Genomic DNA, 20,815 nt, shown 5'->3' with positions numbered 1-20,815 from the left:
CCGAACCTGATCACGATCACTGGAATCCGTGATCACCATCGTCTGGAATCACTGATCACCATCCCTGGAATACGCAGCTTGGCAAGAGCAATCAAGAGTAAGCGCCGCGAGAGCGCTTACTTCCTTCTCATCAATCGCTATGAAGACCTACGACAGGCTACTCGTGTCGCGCGAAGTAGCGGAAGCCATGCTTCTTGATCAGTTCGTCCCGCTTCGCAGATTCGAGATCCTCCTTCATCATCTCCCGAACGAGACTCTCGAACGACGTTTGTGGCTCCCAGCCGAGCTTTTGTTTCGCCTTGGTGGGATCACCGAGAAGCGTCTCGACTTCGGTCGGTCGGAAATACCTGGGATCGACCGATACAACGCACTTTCCAGTTTTGGTGTCGTATCCCTTTTCATCGACCCCCGCGCCTTCCCAGCGAATTCGCATTCCTATTTCGCTGGCGGCGACGTTGACGAAATCCCTTACGGAGTGCTGCTTGCCGGTAGCGATGACGAAGTCTTCCGGCTTTTCTTGCTGCAGCATCAGCCACTGCATCTCAACGTAGTCGCGGGCGTGACCCCAGTCACGCAGCGCATCGAGATTGCCGAGGTAAAGCCGTTCCTGAAGACCCAAATTGATCCGCGCCAGCGCGCGGGTAATTTTCCGGGTCACGAAGGTCTCGCCGCGGACGGGAGACTCGTGATTGAACAGGATGCCGTTGCAGGCGTACATGCCGTAGGCTTCGCGATAGTTCACCGTGATCCAGTAAGCGTAGAGCTTGGCAACCGCATAAGGGGAACGTGGGTAGAAGGGGGTCGTTTCCTTCTGCGGGATCTCCTGGACGAGGCCATAAAGTTCGGACGTCGAGGCCTGGTAGAATCGCGTTTTCTTCTCGAGGCCAACGATCCGGATAGCCTCTAAAATTCGAAGTGCGCCCAACGCATCCGAATTTGCCGTGTACTCGGGTTCTTCGAAAGAAACCGCAACATGGCTTTGCGCGGCGAGATTATAGATCTCGTCGGGCTGCACCTGGCCGACGATACGGATCAGGCTCGACGAATCCGTCAGGTCGCCGTAGTGCAAGCGGAAGGGCGGGTCCGGCTCATGCGGATCAAGGTAAAGGTGATCGATACGATCGGTATTGAAGAGCGAGGTCCGGCGCTTGATGCCATGGACTTCATAGCCCTTCTCAAGAAGCAGTTCGGCTAGATAGGCGCCGTCCTGTCCCGTAACACCGGTGATAAGTGCGCGTTTTTTCGTCATGCAAATCTCGCAGATATTGGCACGTGTTCTTAGCCAAAGCGTTCGGTTTGGGCTACCCGAAACAAAGCGAATTTTCGAGCGGATTGGTCGCTAATGTTAACAGACCCGGGGATGGCGCCCGGCAATCACGCCGCAGCAGCGGCGGCGAGGACGACTAAAGCCGATCGTGCTCTCTGCGTCTAAACGCAGTGCTCACTGCAGGCACGCTTCGCAATTTTGCTTGCCAGGAGTTGAGCGCGACGCGCGCCAGCATGATGCCAGACGCTGCTCCCGCGACCTTGGTCATCGCATCCATGAGGCGGCCGTGTCGGTCCGGGGTAAGTAGTTGCAGCATCTCAAGCAGGATCGCGCTTCCAACGACAATCAGGACAGCACGAATGGGACGGTTTGGATAGGCCAGCGCGAAGACGAGCCCCAATAGTAGGAACGCTGCGAAATGTTCCAGATGGGACGATGCAACCTGGGGTCTATCATGCACGGGACCAAGCGTCATGAACGCCACGATCCCAAGCGCCAGCCATCCTGCAATAAGACAAAGTTTTGTCATGCTTCCTCATAGCGGGAACTTCGCGATCCTGCAACGCATAGCTTGGAATCTGGCTCGAATCTGGCCCCCCGAGTGGTGGAACGGTCATACGCCGGTCGCACGGCGGCCGCCTATTATTTGGTCAAATAGTCTCAGAGATAGGTGCAGTTGCGCGGAAAACGGTGCTTGGGATGGCCGCACGTTAACGCCGGTTCGCGCGCTTGAATGCTTGGCCTTCGACATTTGCCTTCAGCTTCGGAAGGCTCCGGTGCCTTTCGATCTCCTTGAGAGGCAGCAATCTCCAGGCCTGCGCGGCACTGAGTTGGCCTTCAGGCAGGAGATCTCCCGTGCTTGCGCTTACACGTCCATGCTGATGGTGGTCTCCGATGGCGACAAGACGATTGTCGATTTCGAAGGCGGTAAATTAGATCAGGGCGCCAGCTCAGCGCGTTCTGCACCGTGCAGCGTTCTACTTGCTCTTCGAATTCGGGCGCGATGAGATCAAGGGCCGACCGTGGCCACCTTGCTCGGGAGCGACACAGGTTTCCCCAAAGCCCGCACGAGCTTGGAGAGTTGGTCGTCGTTGTCGCACTTCGTCAGTAGGCCCTTGAGCCTGTCGCTCCCCTTAAGCCTCTCGCGGGTTTGGTCGGAAAGCACCCATCCAAGCGGGAATGATTGCTCCTGCGCGCACATGGCCATATGGAAAAACAAGGGCTTTAGGGTTGCCGACTTAAGGGAGGTCGCATCGCCAATGTCGAGTTCGGGTTTCGATTGATCTTCACAGCACAGATGAGCGAGGCCGGTGACGGCGGTGAAGCCGTGAGCTTCCCGCACCGACATGATGCCGATCATCTGTGCGCTCAATTCGTTGAAGAGCGACAGGTCCCACCAATGGCGATTGGCCTGATAGCTTTCGAGGGCCTCGCCGCGGTGGTCCGTGCATTGGCGGACCAATGTTTTGCCCACGACCATCGTCGGATCACTGCTGATCTGCAGGATCACGGGTCGGATTGCGTTACCCTTCGCCTTGATCGCCGCGCGTGCGAGCTCGACGGCCGTCTGCGCGCCGTAGTTTTCGAAGTAGCCCCCGTCGATAACGAATCCATGAGGTTTATTGTCCGGATCGATCAGGTCGCCGGCGGGAGAGATGTAGGTGAAGCGTGCGCTGTTGTGGGCAGCCGTGCTGAGGCGAACGTCGGATGCGAGCATTTTAAGGGCATCGTAGCTGTCGACAAACGTGTCCTGATCGATCTTGAGGTGGCTGGTAATGATGCGTCGCCCGGTTTCCTGATGCGTGGCATTGAGGAGCAGTGCGGGCCGCCATTTCCATGAGTCTGGCGATAACCTGATTTCCGGAAAGAAGCTGGTAAAGGAATTAGACAACATTCCGCTATCGGGCGCTTGTTGTTCGAAGCCGCGTTCAAGTGCCTCGCCGCGGTCAATCTGTCCGAAATCCGGCAGGAAGTTGGAAGGAATGTCGATGAATGCAAGGCTTGCTAGGCCTGGGGCGAGAAGGTCGCCTTCAAGATAGGTCGTCGGCTCGACCTTCGGCCCGACCGTCGTTCCGTTCGTGGGCGCGACCTTCGGCTTCTTCTCAAGATGATCATGAACCGCTGCGGCGTACGCGGCTGCTCCGACGCTCCCGCCGGAGACACCGCTGATGGCGAACAGCAAGGGGCGCATTAGCCCGTCGTTGTCCGGCTGGCCGGCCGCGGCAATCGCAGCCTCGATCGCAGCGTCGTCCAATTCTGCCTCGAGCTTCTCGAGAACGGTCGCTGTCCAATACGCGGCACGGATCCCGCCGCCCGCAGTCGCGATGATGAACAGCGGAACGGGTTCTCCGGGATGCAACGAGTGGTAGATCGGCGCGGCCTTCTGGTACCATGCTTCAACGGCCTCGGTTACGGTGGGCCGCTGGTCGTACCTTGCGATAGCGGACATTCCCGGACTCTGTGGCGCGGGCTTGCATTGTCCGCAAAGCCGAACAGGGTGGTAAGTCCGGGTGGCCGACATCAATATGGCGGGCGCCACCAAGAGTCCGACGAAAACGCACCACACTGTCTGTCTGTGAATCGCAGTGAAGCCTCGCCGCCTGCAATCCCGCGCCAGGGAGTCTGCAATGAGATCCAGCAGATTGGCGCCGGACAGGAATGACCCGAACGCGAAGAAGGCAATCACCAGCGATCCAAAATGGCCGCCAACCCACATTGGCGAAATCCAGATCGCCAGTGTGCCGCCAACCATGATTGCGGTGAGACCCAAGCCGCATATCCATGAATTTCTCGCTTCCGCGATTGTGTCGCGTTGACGGTGTTCCTGAACGGCTCTGGAGCCGAGCGGTGGTCTGCGACGTAGCCAGCTAATCACGCCCAAAAAACCGATCGCGGAGAGCGAGATCGCCAGTATCGCCCAAAATAGACCAGCCGGAATAATTTCACGCCAGAGTGCAAATCCGAGGGCCATCAATAGCATGACTTCAAAAAACGCAGCCATCTGCATGTTCGAACGTGCGCGCGCTCGCTGCTCGGCGTTGCCCCTGTGGGGCAACAGCGCGTGCTCGAGGAACCAGACAAAAGAGACTGCGAGCACGATCGCTATGGGTGCAGTAACCGCAAGTGCAATATTTGCGACGGTATGTGTGAAATTGGTAGCTTGGAGTGCAGCAAAGGACAGGCTGCAAGCGGCGAGGAAATGAGCGATAACACCGACGAGACGAGGCCCCCAGAAAAGGAGAACCTGATGGTGTTCAGGCTCAGGAAACGCCCGATTGAGTCCGATCCGAGCCGACAGCCACGCGCTCACGGCCCAGTAGATCAAGACTAAAAACAGCATGGCGAATTGGCCGATCTTCTTGTCCATTAGACCAAGGCCAAGTTCACGCCCTTGATCGTTGAAGAACAGGAGGTACGTCGCGACGCCCATCACGCTGATTGGCAATGCCATTGCGGCCACGATCCGGCCTAAACGGCCGAACTCAACGATGTCGATCACGAGCCTGAGGCTAAGGAGGGAGGCGTAGGCGGCGAGAGCCAGCAGGGCGAAAGCCTCCGCGAGATGCGGCAGGGGATCAAGCGCGGCAAGAAACCGGTTGAGCGGGGGGTAATGCCAGGAGTGGTGCCAGTCGAACTCGGCAAGCAGCAGGAACAAGACGAGCGCCACGGAGAACCTTGGCAACAGTGCGCGATAGTGCAAACCGAAGCTGATCCATCCGTTCAGGCTTGTGCTCGCATTGCCATCCCAGCCGCCGATGAGAAGCGACCTGATCCTGACCAGGCGGTTCTGCCATCTGTCCCAGGCGCTCGGAGGTCGGATTTGCGCCCCATCGACTATACGGGCCGACCTGATGCGTCTCATTCGGGCAGCTTCGATGCGAAATTTCGCGTTCCACATGGATGCTCTCCATTACCGAATACGGCTGGCAGGGTTCGCTCATTGTCTGTGTGGGAAGCCCTTTTCCGCTCGCCGTACTATCAATGGTTGCGTCGCTCTCCACCGTGAGGCAGGTCACAGCCTTGGCATCACATGTTCGTGGCGGGGGTAACTCGAGCGGCCCTGCCTGGAGTTCGCGGAGGAGGGGGCCTGAGTGCAGCTCTGTCGTACTTGCGAAGCCGTATGCAGCAAGGCGATCTTCAATCTAGGAGGCGGCAATCTGATCGAGCCGCAGCTCGGCGCGTCTTTTGAATCGTGTAGCGCTCTGCTTGCGCTTCGAACTCGGCGCGATGCCCACTACATCGACGTGCTGAGGGACTCTTCGATTGCCCGTTGGGAATACGCCTCGAGAAGCTTGCGTCGCAAGAAGCGGTAGTGCTGGATCTACCCAGAAGAATTCTGCAACATCGATGGCGAGCAGCCACTCGATCGCAGATTGCGGCGCGAGATCGTTGAAGGTTGACTATCGCAATATTTGATAGTGTTGGACGCTTTCGTCAGGTGGCCCAACGGGGAGGAAAAGGACCACAAACTCTACCCCGCCCTAACATTTTGTGCGGTATCAAAGGTAGCATTCACAAAGCGGGTCCCTCACCCGCGCACCATCATGCTCAAAAGACGATCGATGCTTCTCCAAGTGAATTGACGGTCGCTCCGGAAATGTCGAGTTCTGTTTGTTAGAGGGGCCCTACTAGCAATTTGCCCGTCAGGTCACCCCTCGAGCTGTCCTGTTGGATCAGTGATTGTACCACCAGTAGCCTGACCAGAGCGAAGAGACGGGCCGACGCTCCGCCTTCAGTGCCGCTACCTCCTCAACTGGTCGAAGACGCGGACCGTAAACTGCGGGCGGATAGACATCGTCCCAATACACATATCCAGTCCTGTATCGGTGCGCCGGATAGGTCGAGATATCCGCAGCCGAGGCAACGCTTGCCGAGAGCATCGGGGCGGAAGCGCACAAAAGCATGGTCAGGACCAGGGCACGGGGCTTCATAGGGCAATCTCCTTCTCAAAATGGCTCAAGCTCGAACAATGCGATGCCCTGCAAAAGGTTGCATCGCGTGATGCTAGGGACGTCGCGGCGAACATAGCACATTACTTGTGGCCGTGCACTGGCGCACTTTCAATGGAATGCGCCTCTACCTGACAGTCACCTCTACAATAATAGTCGACATACCGCGTTGCCTGCGATTTTCGCCTATCACTTCTAGTGTGAATCGGTAATTTCCCGCGGAAGAGGGGGCTTGGTAACGAAATGATGGACCGACGGTGGTTACAACGCCGGCTGTTGGCGGCTCGAGCAATTTTATCTCGTCCAGGAGCTGCGTCCTGCCGCGCAATCCCTGCAGGCACTCGCCTCCAGGTTGGATCGAAAAGGACCAATACACCGTGTCGGAGCGTAGTTCGAAGCGCTCGGCGCGTGGTGCGCATTCGCCTGCGATCGCAGTGCGCGCCAACAGCAAGCCGGCGAAGCAGCACAGGCCGGCCATCGCTGATTTGATGCTCATGTGACCGCCCCTCGAAGGTCCCGAATGCGTCAATTGCTATAGTGCAGACCATACACGATAGTCCACTGGTAGATTTAACCGAACTGGGACGGCGCCAAGAGGCGCGGACCAGTGAACATGGTTTGTCACAGCAAGTGAAACGCGCATCGCGGGCAAACTACTTGGTCCCTGTCTTTACGCAATCGTCGAGCTTGCTTTGGCTTGAGCTGCGGTGATGTTTGATTTCCTTGGGAATCGGAAGACGTTTGGCTTGTGCTGCATTGAGCAGGCTCTCGAAGAAGACAAGAGCTCCGCGCGCTTGCACATGGACTTCCATGCTTGGGTACGACAGCGTCGGATCTCCCGAGACAGTTCGGCTACATCGATGGCCAACGACCGTTCGATGGCTGAACGAGGTGCGACATCGGAAAATATCGCACCTCGCAGCAATCGGTAGTGACCGGCGTCCTCGCCGGGCAACAGCAACGGCGGCGGTGAAAGAATTTCAAGCTCGCTCGGCAAGGTGATCGCAATAGCCGGGTGAGCCGTATGGAAAGGACCATTCATGTTGCCCCGGGCTCCGCGCTTGAGGCCGATGCGGACGGTAGGGCCGAGACAGCGTTCTCATCGACCGACCTCGGCGGCCACCGCGGCCGCACGTTGCCATGACGGTGCAGGGCCTGGTGACGTGCTTCTGCTGGTTCTTCAGGGTAGCCACGGCGACCCACGGATAGCGCCTGATCGAGGCTGCCGTGGCGCGACAGCAGGTGCGCGATCTTTCCGCCGGATGGACCAGCAGCCCATCGTGCTTACCTCTGGATTCAATCAGGGCTCGATGGCCTCTGCTTGCCGGCGGTCGCCAGGCAGAGCTCCACATAAGACGAAAACAGGAATTTGCGGCAAGCTTGCTAAACAGCATTAATCGTGCACTTAATTAAATTACTTAAATTGTGAAAAAAATCAAATTTAATGCTAGGCTGCAGAAGTTCGCGCCAAGAGCCCGAGTGCGAGCACAACCTGCGGTCTCGGCATCCATCCCACCCCTGCATCCCCAAGGATGCCGAGACCGTTTTAGCAGCTAAATGGATAAGTACCGCCGACACGAGATTCAGAGCATAGCGGACCGGCTAGATGCGATCGTCAAAGAACTGAACGATCTGGCAAAAGAGGAGGAATCCGCGTTTAAGTCGCGACCTTCCGCCTTTCAGTTGAGCGTCGCCGGTCAAGACTCCGAAGAATCCTATGAAGCACTTCGATTGATAGCTACTGCCGTAGGAGACGAGACATTGACGCTTCGGCAAATCGGCGAGCCTCGCCCGAAATATCGACTTCGCTAGCGCGGACACGTTCCGTTCTTTTGCAACCGTAAAAGCTCATCCAGGTTGTGCGGCTTGAGAACGAAAGTGGATCGAAGGGAAGTGAGTTTCTTGGTTTGCCGTCCATGTTTTGTGAGGCGCAAAGGTGCTGGCTCGCGTGCAGCTTGAGCCAGCCGCGCTCAACCGAGCGCTTGCTGCCGACCCCAACTTGTCCCCACTGGCTTAGAGCGCGTACGGAGAGCCGCGTTGATTTTCTCTATGTGGATGCGGGTCAATGCTCTTTCGAGCTGAGCAAGCTTTGCTTGCTGCGGCTTCCGTGTTGGCGCCGGCGTTCGGCGGTAAGCCTTATGCGACATAGCCTCGGCGTTCATTCGGCGCCTTAGCCTGGGCACTGCCGCTCCAGAGCAACACGCAACCATTGCATTGGTCGGCCGGGTGCAGCTCGCGACACGTCTTCATCCAGTTAACGCCCCACCTTTGGCGTATGGCCCGCAAACATCCCTAATTCGGTCCTCCCATCTTCCTGTTGCCGCCACAAACGGATCTCACGAATGCGTGACCGCTTAGGGGGAGAAAAATGCGCGCGCGGAGAAGGGCATGGAAGCTACTGGGGGCAAATCGTCATGAGCCAAATGTTGAGCAACTTCAGCTCGATCTGGCGGCGTTCAACCGGTGCGTGGAGGCATTGGAAAAAGCCGGCGCCAATCCTCACGACATAGAGGTGCTGACTACGCACGCACTTAAGCTGGCCGAGCAGATCGATGAGATGCGTTGGTCGAATCCCGCAGAAGCTTTGGGGTGGCTGTTCGAAAAGGCGACCCGCAAAGCTACTGAGGATCATCTGTCTCGACCAGCCTGATTGTCTGTGCAGTTGCGCTTGCGCCGGACCTAACTGCTCCCTCGCACGCGCGGCCAGAAAGCGCCGACCCGGAGCCTGATCGGCTCTTCCGACATGAGCGGACGCTATCGGATGGCGGTGGCCCCAGAGAGAGGGGCTGGTGGCTCAGTTGTGAACAGGAACACGGAGTCGGCGAAGGTCGCTAAATTAATGTGGTGAATTCCAAATTTAAATTTAAATGAAAGTGAAAAAGAATTATACTCGTGGTTAGCTTGGAGCGTGAGGTTTGCCTCGAAGCACCCTGCATCGATACTTCAGGCCCAGGTCATTTCCTGCCCACAGTTGTATCTTGACGGATGCTCTAACAATCGCTTGAGTTGCGTGATTTTAATGTTTCCGTTTCGCCGGTCTTCTTTTTTCTCAGGTATTATTTGAGGCGTATAATGACTATTTGTGATCGCGCCACTGTTCTCCGCCAGCATCTTGATGCGCTTGCTACTGAGCTTTCCGAAGTGGAGAAGCTTCGAGATCGTGTGCTCAAGGCTGAGCAGAGAAGGCTCGACGCTGCACTTCAGAGGAAGAGAAGTAGCGGAGAGCGCTTGCGGGCGCGCGCGCTGGCCCCTGGGCGATCGATGTGATCGGCATGGCCAAATTAAGTTACTAAATTAGGAACCAACTAAATTGGATGCTAGTTTTGCTTCGGTGTGTCCTCCAACGACGGAGACGACCATGAAGCAACAGGAGCAATTGCTATACGACCTGTCCGCCGATGAGCTTTGGTCATTGCGGGAAGATGTTGACGCGAAGCTGACGATGATCCTCCGAGAGAGGAAGGGCATTCTCGAAGAGCGCCTAGAGCAATTGCAACCGCGCCGAACCCTGAACAGTATTGGGCCGCCTGAGTAACTGACGCAGCGCTCGCCTTGCCTTGCGATTGCCCTTGGTCATTGGCAGCGGTGTGCATCTTGGCTAGCGTCGCGGCGCCCGTCTCTCCGCACCAGTCGCCGACAGCCGTCCAGTTGGCGGCCCCTGTTTCAAGAACCGCGCAGATGGCCCGCTCTCGTGCAGTTCGAGGCAGCCTTAGTCGACTGCCATCTTGATGCCGGCGCCGAAATCCGTTGGACAACCTTGGGGGAAAAGTGGGCAAAAGCGTTTGGATGTGTTCGCCTCGTTTACCTTCAATGCCCGATGAATCGGGAGTGTTAGCCGTGAGTATCTATTTCTTGTCTCTCGCGGCCTGCGTTGTTGGGATTCTGCTATTCCTGACATTCTGTCGATAGGGCCGACAGCGGGCGCATCAGTTGCCGCGAATCCTCAGCTTAAGACCGAAATTGATATTTTCGGCCAGTTGTTTTTGACTGTGCACGGATGAGCGCGTTCACTCCCAACTCGGAGGCGAACGTGATCCTTACCTGGTTGCTTGTTGTACTCGTCACCGTCAGCGCAGCGGTCTTGATCGCCCATGCGATCGATGCAATGCGCTCCTGATCTCAAAGTTTTCCACGAGCGGTCGCTAAGTCTGGACGCATTTGCGAGTAGTGTTCCGCCCGGACAGCCCCGTATTGACTTCCTCGGCATTCCCGGTGCCCATTTAAACGACTGTAAATTAATATCGTCCGAATGTTATTGTCTTCGATCGGAACGAGTCGCCAAGCATGTTGAGATCTCCCATCATTGCCGAGTGGAGCCATCCGCAACCTAGACGAAGCCATGGAGATGCGCGGCCATTCGTCATCGCCTCAGGTTTGTCAGGAAGGCCTCGCAGGCCTTCTCGGCGTCGGCGAGGGTAGTAAAGGGCGAGCCGGGAAGCTTGATTGCCGGCTTGTTCATGTAAATGGGCCGCCATGAGGCAACAAAGCCGGGCTGTCCGTGAAGCCCAGGACCGGCACGGCTTTCGTTACTGATCACAAACGAATATCCGTCGTCGCTCGCCATCCATATTTCAAGCTCACGCACTGCCGTGTCGACGCGAGTAAAATGCAGGGCCACATCACCCTCCACATTAGCTCGTCAAGAACGCCACATCGCGGCAACCGAGGCGCTGCTACTTGCGTAGCGGCCTACGGCTCCGATGCACCATCCGACCCTCAGCTCTGCCTGACGTTGGGTTGACCGGAGCTCGACCTGGGCGCTCTCACCTTGCCGTTTCGGCTTCCTTCGGGCAATGGCCCAGCCATCACCGGCGCGCTCCCAGCAATTTATGGTGCTTGGAGCAGCGGCGGGCAATAACTGCGAAGGGGAATCGAGCCGGGGCAGCGTGTCTTTTGGGGCCCATTGATCCAGGCCGGTGACATTGGGACGCCCGCCGGGCAGTCCCGCCGCTAGAACTATGGTCGCCCCCGGGTGGCTAGAACCGCAGATCGCGCGCGACGAAACCAAAAAACCAGCGATTTCAAAAAGGACGGAATCAACGCTCTCTACGTCGCGCGCGGTCGATCAGGGCCTCGACTGTTGGTAGTATGCGCGTGACGACCGCGTCGATTCCGGCCACGGTTGGGTGCAGGCCGTCAAGCTGCTTGAGCCGAGAATCGTCGACAAATGCATCGTCGAAAGCCGGGTAGAACAAGACGTCGTGCTCGCTGGCGAGACCAGAGAACATTGCTGCAAAAGCGCTCTTGTATTCGTCTCCCAGGCTGGGCTGGGTCCGGACCCCGCAAAGAAGCACGACAATTCTCCGAACTTCGAGGGTGCGTAGAATCGTCGCGAGTACCGCGCGAGTGGCAGTCGGATCGAATCCCCTGAGCATGTCATTCGCACCGAGCTCCAAAATCACCGCGTCGGTTCCGTCGGGGATTGATCGGCTCAATCTAGCGAGGCCCCTCGCAGCTGTGTCACCACTAACGCCGGCATTGATAACGTCCACCGTTTGACCTCTCCCTCTCAATGCAAGCTCCAGTTTGGCCGGAAAGGCATCGATGGCCGAAACTCCGTATCCTGCAGTGAGAGAATCTCCCAGCACGACGATCCTGACCGCCTTTTCTTCGGCACAAGCGCGATGGTTCGTTGCCCACGCGAGCACGATGCAAGCGACGACGATGGTAACTGTAAGGCGGAGAGTGAACTTGGCCATGCCAATCATTAGACCCGACAGCGAACAGACGGCAACACGCTAAGGCAACTCCCCTGTCGTGATCCGTTCCGGCGCAAAATGCGACCTCGCGGAAGAATAGCTCTCGGCGTGGAGCGGGCTTCGCCCTCGGTACCGCAAGCCGAAATCCGCTCGCAATTCGAGGCGGAAGCGGCTGGCGCCAACTGCTCGCCGCCGGCTGGCGGTGACTAACAAGATCCGCCGTTCCCGGGCCTTGTCTTGCTGGGCTCGAACATTGCTGTCTCCGGTCCCGCTAGCTCGGGAGTCACGCAACCGGACCGCAATATAATATAATAATAAACAATTAAATGTTGCAGCTATTTAAATATCAAATAATATGCTTTGCAATTCCGTGGCGGCGGACGAGCGCTCGGTGGATTGCTGGGAACCCCTATGAGGTTTTTTTCTTGGGAAGACCAAGGGGCAACCCGCGAAGCTCCATACCCTATTTTGAGTTTAATGACGGACATATCCTTTCGATACCTCAATCGAAATTTCGGTCGCAGTTTTGGCCGCAGCTGAACTTGGAAGAGCGAACTATGAAAGGGCAGACGAGGTTACAATCGCGCATCAGGCAGCTGGAGCAAGCGGTTGCGACGGCTTGTCACTCCTTGGAAACCGCGTTGCGCGAGGGCTACGTCTCCCGAGACAATGTGGAAGACGCCCGATCGCACTTGTTGCGCTCTTTGACGCCGCCAACGCCTCGCGAAATTCGTCGATGCCTTCTTGAGAAAGTCCCCAAAGAAACTCAGTGAGCACCCAACACTGAATTACACTTTTCGTTGATGCCAGTGTTAGTTTGATCGATGGGTTATCCGTATGCAAAAGCTGATGACCGCTTTCGACATATGCATTTGGATCGCCTTGCTGACGCTCGCAATTGCCGGAGTCGCGCGCGTGAGCATCGAGGCGAAGGACCGACGCAACCATCACCAAATTGCGCGCCTCTACTGAACGATCAGGAGGTTCTGTTGCTGGAGCGACGAACTTGCCATCGCTACTGGATCAACCGGAATGCTACCGTCCTTTGTGGCGAATTGATCCTGGCGCGGCATTGTCGTGTCCGTGACATGTCGCTCGACGGAGCCGGCGTGTGGCTTGGGGGCACAAAGCTTCTTCCTGTTGAATTCAATCTGGCAATTGACGGGTATCAGTCTCCTCGCCACTGTCGTGTGGTTTGGCGATGGGGCGATTTCGTCGGACTCAGATTTCCACAAAACTGAGAACCAGTACGAAGTCGCGCTGATCGACCCGTCAAACAGAAGCGTGCTGTCGCAATCAAATTTGAAAGGGAGCAGGCGAGGCAGCGGGCGGGCACCGCGTGGAAACGCGAGCGGCGCGATAAGCCCAAGCCATCGAATGATGGACCGAAGCTGTCCGTCGTGCGCTACCTATGGTTTCGAATGCTATGAGGCCTGCGCGCTGACGCACTGCAACCGGCCCTACGCGCGTTGATCTGCGGCAGCAGATGGGGGCGATACAATTCGCGCAGAACGAAGTCAAATTGAAGCAGTCATCGTAGCCCTGTGCGTGGCAAACGCCGAAGTCGTGTGGCCTAGACCGGCTATGTTGATAGCTTGCTTTGGGCGAGATGATTGACTTCGACAGGGACATCGGTGCTTCGCTGGTGGATGAGCGCGTCCATTCCTTTGCGGTGCAGCAAACGAAGTCCCCGTGCAAGTTGCCGAAGATCGTTCCGGTGCGGACCAACCGGAAGTCGCCGCGCTCGCCTCAGTGCGTCCGCGGCTTGCTTTTCCAATGGCGAAAACTTTCGCGTCATCCACTCGTCCCCGAAAACCAGAAAACTGTGCGGCGGTACCTTACTCAAGCCATCAAACAATTCTGTGAACTATCCCATATTTGAGCCACGTGCGGGAATTAAATGGGATCGTCCACGAGACCCTATCGCTTTTCAGTGATGGCATTAACCACCGCACTAGCTTGAGCTCGCACGCAATCCACGCCGAATGACCGTGCCCTTCAGTGGCTGCTCAAATCCGGTCCCTCGGTTAAAATGCCTTCAATTTCACGCGATTGTCGCAAAATTATCACTCTTGAGCCTTTTTCGATGCCAAGTGCCGCAATTAAATGTGGATTGCGAGACTGCCTTCTAAGCGGGGGCTTGTCTCTGCCGCGTGGATTTTATTCGTTAGTGCTCCCAAGAACCTCGGATCGCGCTATGAACATTGATCACCTGAAGTCGCTCTCCCTTGAAGAGCTTTGGAAACTTCACGAAGTCGCGGCCTCCGAACTCGAGAAGAAGTTATTGGCAGAAAAAGCGAGATTAGAGGAGCGGTTGCGCAAGATTGGAATGGCTCACGAACACGCTCCGCTTGATCGTAAGCGCCGCCGATATCCCCCGGTTCATCCGAAGTATCGTAATCCGAAGAACCCGGCGGAGACCTGGTCGGGTCGTGGCCGACTGCCTCGATGGCTCAGGCCAGAACTTCGGGGCGGTCGGAAGCTGGATGATTTCCTGATTAGGCCAGCGCTTGATCAGAAGCGGCAGATGACCTGAGCGGATCGAGCGGCCTGCCGCCCCTCGGCCGTGCGTTTGTTTGGGCTTTGGTTGCCAAGGCGCGGAATCGACCCGGCCTGTGCCTGCGCAATTCATGAACGGCTGGACCGATACGCGGAATTCTCCGCGATGGTGGACCGGCGCACATAGTTGCAGCGGCGCTCGAGTCAAGCACCATTGAGCTGCGGAGATACCGGCTCATCACGCGCGTCGCACACCCAATCGCCGAGGTCGCAACAGTAGATGTTCTCTGACCTCGTCCCATCAATGCGGTTTGCGAGATTCGTACAGCTCATTCGACAAAAGACACGAGCGGCAGCTCAGGCCCCAATCGGAGATACGCCGAGCCCAGCCGCTACAGCTGGTTAGCTCAGATCACCGGCGAGGTATGAGCGCAGGCGCATTCCTGGGAATTGCGCGGCCGCGAAACCCATTTCATTTTCGCCGACTTCAGAGTGCTTTGCGCGGGAGCACGTTGGTCGAGTGGCCACCAAATAGGTTCCAGATTTAACCTTTGACGCTGGCATCAATCTTAACGAGCGATGTTCGTTTGCGCACCCGCACGCCCCTGATACGTTGAGCAACTTTCAAGATCGCAATGGTATCGATCGACGGATTTTTCGAGCGGACCCTTGCCTGAACACAGGCGGCGCGATTTCATGATTAGATATTCATCGTATGGCAGTACGAATTACGCAGCGCGAACATCTCTGGCCAACTCGGATCCGCTCGAAGCAGCATATCGCGAGCTTCTTGAACTGCGCGAGCGCGTTCGACGGGCCGAATCTGCGGCGAGGCGGAGCCCGTCTGGCGACAAACTCGGTTTAATTGACAGAAACGGCTCGCGACATCCTCTGGACGCTGCCCACAAGCGCCGCGCGTTCGACAGAAAGGCGCGTTGATTTCGCGGAGCGATGCTTTGTTAGTGCGGAGCAGCGCATCGTCCCAGACCGGTGCGGGCCTCGCATTGTCCCACGGCGGGCCTCCGGCGTTTGCGCCTCCGATCGGCGATTGGGATACGTCGTCGCGATCCGGCCTCTATGCTCAAGGATGTCTCGCGGCGCTCTCTTTTCCTGTTGCAGAGCATAGCGTCGGCTCATCGTCATCTGCTGGCCCGACGACATTTTCTGGTTCGGAGTATCTGCCGGTAGATAAGGTCTCTCATGGCGAGTGGGACCTCGGGGCACGGATACGCTTCCAACTGGAGGCCATCGCAGCCGCTGGGGAATTAACCTTCACCGCTTACTTAAATTGCGAAATGATGTTGTCGCCGGGCTGCAATTCCATGAAGGTCTGGCGTAGCCGAACGGGATGGTCAGATGTGGGACCTGCGTACCCGCAAGGTTAGGGGCCGACCGTCGAGAGATGGCGGCCCCGCCGATTTTGCAGGCGCAAGCGTTGGATTGCGTGATGGAGTGGCGAGCGCCGGGATACGGCCTTTCTCGGGAGCAGCAAGCCGCCATACTGCTGCCATGGCGACCATGTCAGACGAATTTAATGGGTCGCGCGCGAAGATATTGCAGGATCTCGCAGAGCAATCGGACGCGTTCATCAAGATGCGTCTTTTGGGTTTGATGAAGCGCTACGCATGAGCCCCGGGAATTCGAAGCACGGCATGCATCGGCCGGTTGATCGGGACGCGCTTCAGTGCCCGACGTTCGATCATGGGGAAAATCTCAAACGCGAAGGTAGCTTTCCGTCGAATGAGTGCGGTTGCGAGGGAGATTAGTTTACAGGTCCCGCCGACGTCCTAGAAGTAGCTGTCCCCCAAAGTTGATCTGGGTCGTTTACGCGACAAGACGTATCGTTGCCTCATTAAAATTGAACGGGAGCTCGTGGCTAATTCGCACCCTTGCCGCCGACCTGGCAAAGAAACGGGATCCCAAATGGCTTGCAAATTACTTATCCGTTGTAATTCAGGCGCCCGGCGAGCCGCTGGATGTGACAACATAGCCAACGAGACGATGAAAGTTGGCGATGTCCCTGTGGTTCGCATCCTGGAGCGGGACGCTAATGCAAAATCCGGGCTGCCTCGGCGAGCCGGACCTTCTCTCGCAGATCCTCGAGTTCGTCGATCGCTTCCAGCAACGTCACAAGCTGGCGAGCAATATGTGTCAGAGTGGGCTTTTGGCGTCTAAGAATGCGAGCTTGCTGTGCCATAGTTGCACGCCTCCTTGCGTTCTATGGGCCAACTCGCAAACAACGTGCCACCCATGGCAATGGGCGATCGATATCCCGAGTGCTTAGCTATCAATGGGCGGGCGCGTCATCTGAGTATCCCGCTGGCCTTTCGCCAGCCTTATGACGATACTCCTCTACCGTTCCAGCTACGGCACAGTGTGCGGCGTGCGGATGACCCCACGACGACGCGCTGCTCGGCGGGCCTGGGAGGCGGCGGCCTCAAAGGCCACGCGCTCTGGCTGCCGTGCGCGCAGGCGCGTGTCAACGCCGAGCAAAAGGTCCACTATCGGCAGATGCACAAGACCGGCGACCATCGCGACGATCCGGCGACAGGTGAGGCGCAAATGATGCTCACATTCCGATCTTCATCGCTGCAAAAATTCGAGATCATGGGCACCGATCCTGATGGTCGCCGCAGCAGCGTGACCGCGACCAAGGTGGCCGACGCGTTTAGTCGGGAGCGATCGCAAATCCATCGGTCCGCAATCGGCAAGCGCCTATCACGGCCCGGCGATCCTAGACGCGACGAGCAAGTTACTCGCGTCACATGACGCCGGGTTCAATAATGACAACGCGCGCGGCGATCGGAAGGCGCTCCTCGCCCAAGCAGATGACACTGAGCTCGAGGAGTACGACACCACGCGCAACAGCTTCAGCGCGCCCCTGGAATGAAGAACGCCGACAAGGAACGGCGCTATCCGAGCAAAAGCTCAAACTGGCGAAAGATTGCTCGATCTATGTACGTGCACGGGTTAGGGGGCGACTGTCGCGAGATCTTGATCACGCCGCGAGCCGGTTTTTGGAGGGGACCAAGTGGCGGAGCGTGACAATCAGAACTGCCTGCTATCCAGTCCGTCGCCGGCGCTTCACCAGCCAATACACGCCATACCCGATTGCAAGAATGGGCAGTCCTGCGCCCGCAATAGGTCCGGGAGCTCCGTGCGCATCACCGCCTTTTTTGATCTGGCCGGGAGCGTTCTCACAGTTTCCGTTGCCATTGCAGGCGGATGCTGGTGGCGCGGACAACACCAGAGCGAGAGCGAAAGCCGCGGCGGTTAAAGTGCCCTGGGCAATCTTCATTGACTTTCTCCCTGCGCGGCTGTGACAACTTAAACGATTATATCCTCATGTTTTCCCAAGATTCATTAAATATGTTAAATGCGATCAAATGTCGCCCCTCAAGCAATGTTTCGGCGACCCAAGTTCCACGCGATCCATTCGCCGATGCGATTGGCTCCCAGCAGCTTTCCTGGCAGTAGCCGTTTGGTTTCGGGCAGCGAGTGGGTGAAAGTGAGTCGCGTGTGTTATGGGCTTCGTGAATTGGAACCAATACTGCCGCGTTGCTACGTCGTGAATGACCAAGCGGGTTGAAATACTGGAAGTTGTCGGAATAGACTGTTGCAAGCGCACCGAACGCGCGGGAACTCGGCGGACGGCGCTCAAGCTTGCGCAAGGGGACCGCGATAGCGCTAGCGGCGATTGCCACAAGAAGGTCGGGACAGTCGAACACCTCAACCAGTTGATCGAGAATAACGCGCTCGTTAGTGCGCGGTTGAGGCTTCAGGTATTCTTCAAGGATGCGCTGCGCGTCGCTGAGAGCTTGTAGAGCCAGCTCTCGTCATGCATTAAACCGCACTCCATTGCGATTAACCGTGTCTGTTATAGCAAATACAGCGGTTGGCTGCGTTGGAACCTGAGGTCAGAATGCTGCAATGCAATCCTCAACACGGAAATTCGGTTGGAGTGTTTCCGTCATAGCAACTTCTGTTTTCTTCAGGAGAGAGAGCGTGCTCCGGCGCTTACGGTAGAGCCACGCCCGCGCGACCCCGCCGTACGATCGTCCTTATGGCTTCGATCGCACTTCAAGCGGCACCACATTGTGTCGGTCGATCGAAGCCGAGTCCGGTTCGATCACCGGGCCTGAGCGCACGCTCTGCCGCCCGAGAATCTGCTCAAGTTCAAGAGCCTCTATTGCGATCTCATCTGCCAAGCGTGCGAACCGTTCCCGCTTTTCCGCATCATTCGCCCGCCTGCTCATGAGGGCGAACTCCGCGGCATCGGCGCGGAGGTTCTCCAACTTTTCCCTGAGGTCCTTCATGGTATTGACTCAGCTGCTGAACCACCTCGCGTGGGGTAGCTACAGATCAACGACAAGACCATGCTACGAGTTCATCGTTAATCGCTCGTTGCCTCGGCTCGCCGCCTGGCGATGGACGCCCCCAACGGGGTTGCCTTTCCGCGACGCTTCGCGCGCTCGGGCTCGCAACTCGTCCAGTTCGGTAAGTTGAGGATTAAGCGCTTCGTCGCGTTGGCAAAAGACGAGAGCGGCAGCGATAGCGCAATCGCAAATCGCAGGCCGCTGTTTTCGTTCAATTTTGAAGACTGCCCAGGCGAGAAACGACGGCGGCGCGGCTGGGGATTTGTCCGGCTTCATCAAGCCTCTTCGGACATCGAACGACAGTCGGCACGTAGGAATCACAACTAACAGTACTTGATGCGCTAAACCGACGATTAGTTGCCAGCCGCCGCGCAGTGAGTTCAAACTATGAAAGCATGATTCGGGGGGATCATGGATCGGAAACAGTTTGAGAATATGTCTGTTGACGAGCTGTGGGAACTCCACAGCGCGGTCAACGATATTCTCGCCGCAAGATTATCTGCCAAAAAGCAAAAACTTGAACGCCGTCTCGAGATGCTCAATCGACAGAGCACAGACCGTAGGTCAGAGCAGTGAACTCCGTCTCACGAGGGGATCTCCCTGGCGCCGAGGAAGGCCGACGCTGACCGCAGCCTTGGAAAAGGAATTGCGCGGGGGGCGGACCGCCGAATATGGAGGCGAGCTTCAGCCTCTCGTTGCGGTTGCACCAAGGTCAGCACAAAACTGCTCGCGACAGTTTTCAAGCCAAGATCACGGTGGTCCTGCGGCCAGCTTGGGCACAAACTGCATCATTTCGACGCCCCTTCTGCGTAGCGAGTAATCTACGGAAATGTCGGTGCCGATTGCCATGGATGCTGGCACATGGAATAGGACCTGGCGGCTCGGCTCAAACCCCTGCGACTGGAGCCGTCTCCATCTACCATTTGCCCTGAAGGGCCATTTAAAAATAATAAATTAAAGTTTTTAAAATTAACTAGATCGTTGCAAGATAATATAATAAGGTGACGAAGCTTGGTGCCGGATGCACGCATCAAGCACAGGACCTGACCACGACCCCGGCAACCCATCCCCATCGCCTCCAAAGCGGACGCTCGGGTGCCGGGGTCAATTTCGTGTTGAACGGCCAGGCGATAAGGCGCGACGGCGAGCAGAGTGGTGGTTTCCACCGGTTTCCTGGAGTGGACGGCGTCCCGGTGGGGAAACTGAAGATTGATCGTCCCGAGATTAGCGTCGGGGCGTCTGGCGCCATGCTTACCTCGCCGATAAATCGAAAATATAAAATTAATCGAAATTAAAGGTTTAAATTATTTAAAAATAGGATAAGCTATGGAGGCTTGGCGGTGATTCCGCGAGGCGATAACCTGACGACGGCCCCGGCATCATCCCCACCTGCCCCCAGCCCCCTGGATGTCGGGGTCGTCGCTTTCCGGAGAGAGACGGCATATAGGCGGAGCGTATTAAGGGAGCTGCGGCATCAGCGGAGCTGGAGCACCCAAGCTCAATGCGTGGTTCACAAGCGCGCCGGCTCGAATCGCCCGAATGCGCGATTGCTGTCGAGGTGAGATCGCTTGGTAGGCCGCTTTTGGGGATACGAAAGTCATCGACGCCTCACTAGTCTGTCGAGAAACTCAAGGACGGATGGCTCCATCTCGTCGAGTTCGACAAAACGGCGACGAAGTTCATCAGCGATTTCCGCAGTTACATCGCGAGACCAGCCCTCGGCCGTGTTGAAGGCCACGATGCGTGCTGGATGAATGTACTGACCATCCAAAAGACGCCGAATTAGTGTTGCTCGGTCCGCACTGTCTTCATCCGTCTCGCACCAAGCGCGCCCGAGCCGCCCGCCTAGGTCATCCAGCACGAGATAAGTATCTTGGTTTGCCGGTATATGGGACGCGATAGGCGGGGAACGGGTCACCATTGTAACGCCGATGATTAGAAATGCTGATCTTGTATCATTAAACGTAATCAGAACAAAATTAAATGACCGTGGACCGCCTCCTGCGTCCGAAGAGGGACGCCTGT

At 57.1% G+C, this 20,815-nt stretch carries 17 protein-coding genes; 8 read left to right on the top strand and 9 right to left on the bottom strand.

Going from position 1 to position 20,815, the window contains the following annotated elements; translation table 11 throughout:
- Positions 1 to 157: 157 nt before the first annotated feature.
- The 6 genes from gmd to SO180_RS32270 all read right to left on the bottom strand — a co-directional run bounded on the left by gmd (position 158) and on the right by SO180_RS32270 (position 7,258).
- Positions 158 to 1,249: a GDP-mannose 4,6-dehydratase gene (gene gmd, locus SO180_RS32295; protein ID WP_449382869.1), complete on the bottom strand. Its 1,092-nt coding sequence runs from the start codon at positions 1,247 to 1,249 to the stop codon at positions 158 to 160.
- Between the two features lie 154 nt (positions 1,250 to 1,403).
- The gene (locus SO180_RS32290) at positions 1,404 to 1,796 is read right to left on the bottom strand and encodes a VanZ family protein (protein ID WP_449382868.1); all 393 of its coding nucleotides are present in this window, start codon (positions 1,794 to 1,796) and stop codon (positions 1,404 to 1,406) included.
- A gap of 480 nt (positions 1,797 to 2,276) precedes the next feature.
- On the bottom strand, positions 2,277 to 5,165 hold the full coding sequence (locus SO180_RS32285; protein WP_449382867.1) for an MFS transporter: 2,889 nt from the start codon (positions 5,163 to 5,165) through the stop codon (positions 2,277 to 2,279).
- A 775-nt stretch (positions 5,166 to 5,940) separates the two neighbouring features.
- Positions 5,941 to 6,198: a hypothetical protein gene (locus SO180_RS32280; protein ID WP_449382866.1), complete on the bottom strand. Its 258-nt coding sequence runs from the start codon at positions 6,196 to 6,198 to the stop codon at positions 5,941 to 5,943.
- Between the two features lie 145 nt (positions 6,199 to 6,343).
- A complete protein-coding gene (locus SO180_RS32275) occupies positions 6,344 to 6,712 on the bottom strand; it encodes a hypothetical protein (protein ID WP_449382865.1) in 369 nt (122 codons plus the stop codon).
- Positions 6,713 to 6,886: 174 nt separating this feature from the next.
- Complete coding sequence (locus tag SO180_RS32270; protein WP_449382864.1) at positions 6,887 to 7,258, bottom strand: hypothetical protein; 372 nt, start codon at positions 7,256 to 7,258, stop codon at positions 6,887 to 6,889.
- A gap of 1,326 nt (positions 7,259 to 8,584) precedes the next feature.
- On the opposite strand from SO180_RS32270, the gene SO180_RS32265 reads away from it, so the two are divergent.
- Both SO180_RS32265 and SO180_RS32260 read left to right on the top strand, forming a co-directional pair.
- The gene (locus SO180_RS32265) at positions 8,585 to 8,866 is read left to right on the top strand and encodes a hypothetical protein (RefSeq protein ID WP_449382863.1); all 282 of its coding nucleotides are present in this window, start codon (positions 8,585 to 8,587) and stop codon (positions 8,864 to 8,866) included.
- A gap of 708 nt (positions 8,867 to 9,574) precedes the next feature.
- On the top strand, positions 9,575 to 9,751 hold the full coding sequence (locus tag SO180_RS32260; RefSeq protein ID WP_449382862.1) for a hypothetical protein: 177 nt from the start codon (positions 9,575 to 9,577) through the stop codon (positions 9,749 to 9,751).
- Between the two features lie 825 nt (positions 9,752 to 10,576).
- Here the strand turns inward: SO180_RS32260 and SO180_RS32255 are convergent.
- Positions 10,577 to 10,834 carry a hypothetical protein gene (locus tag SO180_RS32255; protein WP_449382861.1) on the bottom strand — a complete coding sequence of 86 codons (258 nt, stop codon included), beginning with the start codon at positions 10,832 to 10,834 and terminating at the stop codon, positions 10,577 to 10,579.
- Positions 10,835 to 11,252: 418 nt separating this feature from the next.
- Positions 11,253 to 11,915, bottom strand: coding sequence for an arylesterase (locus SO180_RS32250; protein ID WP_449382860.1), 663 nt, complete (start codon positions 11,913 to 11,915; stop codon positions 11,253 to 11,255).
- An 837-nt stretch (positions 11,916 to 12,752) separates the two neighbouring features.
- Between SO180_RS32250 and SO180_RS32245 the strand changes: the two genes are divergently transcribed.
- The 5 genes from SO180_RS32245 (at position 12,753) to SO180_RS32225 (ending at position 17,183) form a co-directional block, all read left to right on the top strand.
- Entirely contained in the window at positions 12,753 to 12,887 is a 135-nt protein-coding gene (locus SO180_RS32245) for a hypothetical protein (protein WP_449382859.1), read from the top strand.
- A 17-nt stretch (positions 12,888 to 12,904) separates the two neighbouring features.
- Positions 12,905 to 13,156, top strand: coding sequence for a PilZ domain-containing protein (locus tag SO180_RS32240; RefSeq protein ID WP_449382858.1), 252 nt, complete (start codon positions 12,905 to 12,907; stop codon positions 13,154 to 13,156).
- Positions 13,157 to 14,112: 956 nt separating this feature from the next.
- Complete coding sequence (locus tag SO180_RS32235) at positions 14,113 to 14,451, top strand: H-NS histone family protein (protein WP_449382857.1); 339 nt, start codon at positions 14,113 to 14,115, stop codon at positions 14,449 to 14,451.
- Positions 14,452 to 15,770: 1,319 nt separating this feature from the next.
- Positions 15,771 to 16,043, top strand: coding sequence for a hypothetical protein (locus tag SO180_RS32230; protein ID WP_449382856.1), 273 nt, complete (start codon positions 15,771 to 15,773; stop codon positions 16,041 to 16,043).
- A 621-nt stretch (positions 16,044 to 16,664) separates the two neighbouring features.
- A complete protein-coding gene (locus SO180_RS32225; RefSeq protein ID WP_449382855.1) occupies positions 16,665 to 17,183 on the top strand; it encodes a hypothetical protein in 519 nt (172 codons plus the stop codon).
- A gap of 1,292 nt (positions 17,184 to 18,475) precedes the next feature.
- Here SO180_RS32225 and SO180_RS32220 read toward each other — a convergent pair.
- On the bottom strand, positions 18,476 to 18,730 hold the full coding sequence (locus tag SO180_RS32220) for a hypothetical protein (protein WP_449382854.1): 255 nt from the start codon (positions 18,728 to 18,730) through the stop codon (positions 18,476 to 18,478).
- 471 nt (positions 18,731 to 19,201) lie between these two features.
- On the opposite strand from SO180_RS32220, the gene SO180_RS32215 reads away from it, so the two are divergent.
- Positions 19,202 to 19,366 (top strand): hypothetical protein, encoded by a 165-nt coding sequence (locus SO180_RS32215; RefSeq protein WP_449382853.1) that lies wholly within the window; start codon positions 19,202 to 19,204, stop codon positions 19,364 to 19,366.
- Positions 19,367 to 20,815: the final 1,449 nt, after the last annotated feature.

It is taken from the genome of Bradyrhizobium sp. UFLA05-112 (genome assembly GCF_053572325.1).
This window is presented reverse-complemented; position numbering and strand designations above follow the sequence as displayed.

Excerpts from the sequence above, each read along its gene's own strand:
- SO180_RS32260 (WP_449382862.1), top strand. The coding sequence starts at position 9,575 with ATGAAGCAACAGGAGCAATTGCTATACGACCTGTCCGCCGATGAGCTT.
- SO180_RS32280 (WP_449382866.1), bottom strand. The coding sequence starts at position 6,198 with ATGAAGCCCCGTGCCCTGGTCCTGACCATGCTTTTGTGCGCTTCCGCC.
- SO180_RS32290 (WP_449382868.1), bottom strand. The coding sequence starts at position 1,796 with ATGACAAAACTTTGTCTTATTGCAGGATGGCTGGCGCTTGGGATCGTG.
- SO180_RS32215 (WP_449382853.1), top strand. The coding sequence starts at position 19,202 with ATGGATCGGAAACAGTTTGAGAATATGTCTGTTGACGAGCTGTGGGAA.
- SO180_RS32265 (WP_449382863.1), top strand. The coding sequence starts at position 8,585 with ATGCGCGCGCGGAGAAGGGCATGGAAGCTACTGGGGGCAAATCGTCAT.
- SO180_RS32230 (WP_449382856.1), top strand. The coding sequence starts at position 15,771 with ATGTGGGACCTGCGTACCCGCAAGGTTAGGGGCCGACCGTCGAGAGAT.
- SO180_RS32235 (WP_449382857.1), top strand. The coding sequence starts at position 14,113 with ATGAACATTGATCACCTGAAGTCGCTCTCCCTTGAAGAGCTTTGGAAA.
- SO180_RS32225 (WP_449382855.1), top strand. The coding sequence starts at position 16,665 with ATGGCAATGGGCGATCGATATCCCGAGTGCTTAGCTATCAATGGGCGG.
- SO180_RS32285 (WP_449382867.1), bottom strand. The coding sequence starts at position 5,165 with ATGTGGAACGCGAAATTTCGCATCGAAGCTGCCCGAATGAGACGCATC.
- SO180_RS32250 (WP_449382860.1), bottom strand. The coding sequence starts at position 11,915 with ATGGCCAAGTTCACTCTCCGCCTTACAGTTACCATCGTCGTCGCTTGC.
- SO180_RS32270 (WP_449382864.1), bottom strand. The coding sequence starts at position 7,258 with ATGAATGGTCCTTTCCATACGGCTCACCCGGCTATTGCGATCACCTTG.
- SO180_RS32275 (WP_449382865.1), bottom strand. The coding sequence starts at position 6,712 with ATGAGCATCAAATCAGCGATGGCCGGCCTGTGCTGCTTCGCCGGCTTG.
- SO180_RS32220 (WP_449382854.1), bottom strand. The coding sequence starts at position 18,730 with ATGAAGGACCTCAGGGAAAAGTTGGAGAACCTCCGCGCCGATGCCGCG.
- gmd (WP_449382869.1), bottom strand. The coding sequence starts at position 1,249 with ATGACGAAAAAACGCGCACTTATCACCGGTGTTACGGGACAGGACGGC.
- SO180_RS32245 (WP_449382859.1), top strand. The coding sequence starts at position 12,753 with ATGCAAAAGCTGATGACCGCTTTCGACATATGCATTTGGATCGCCTTG.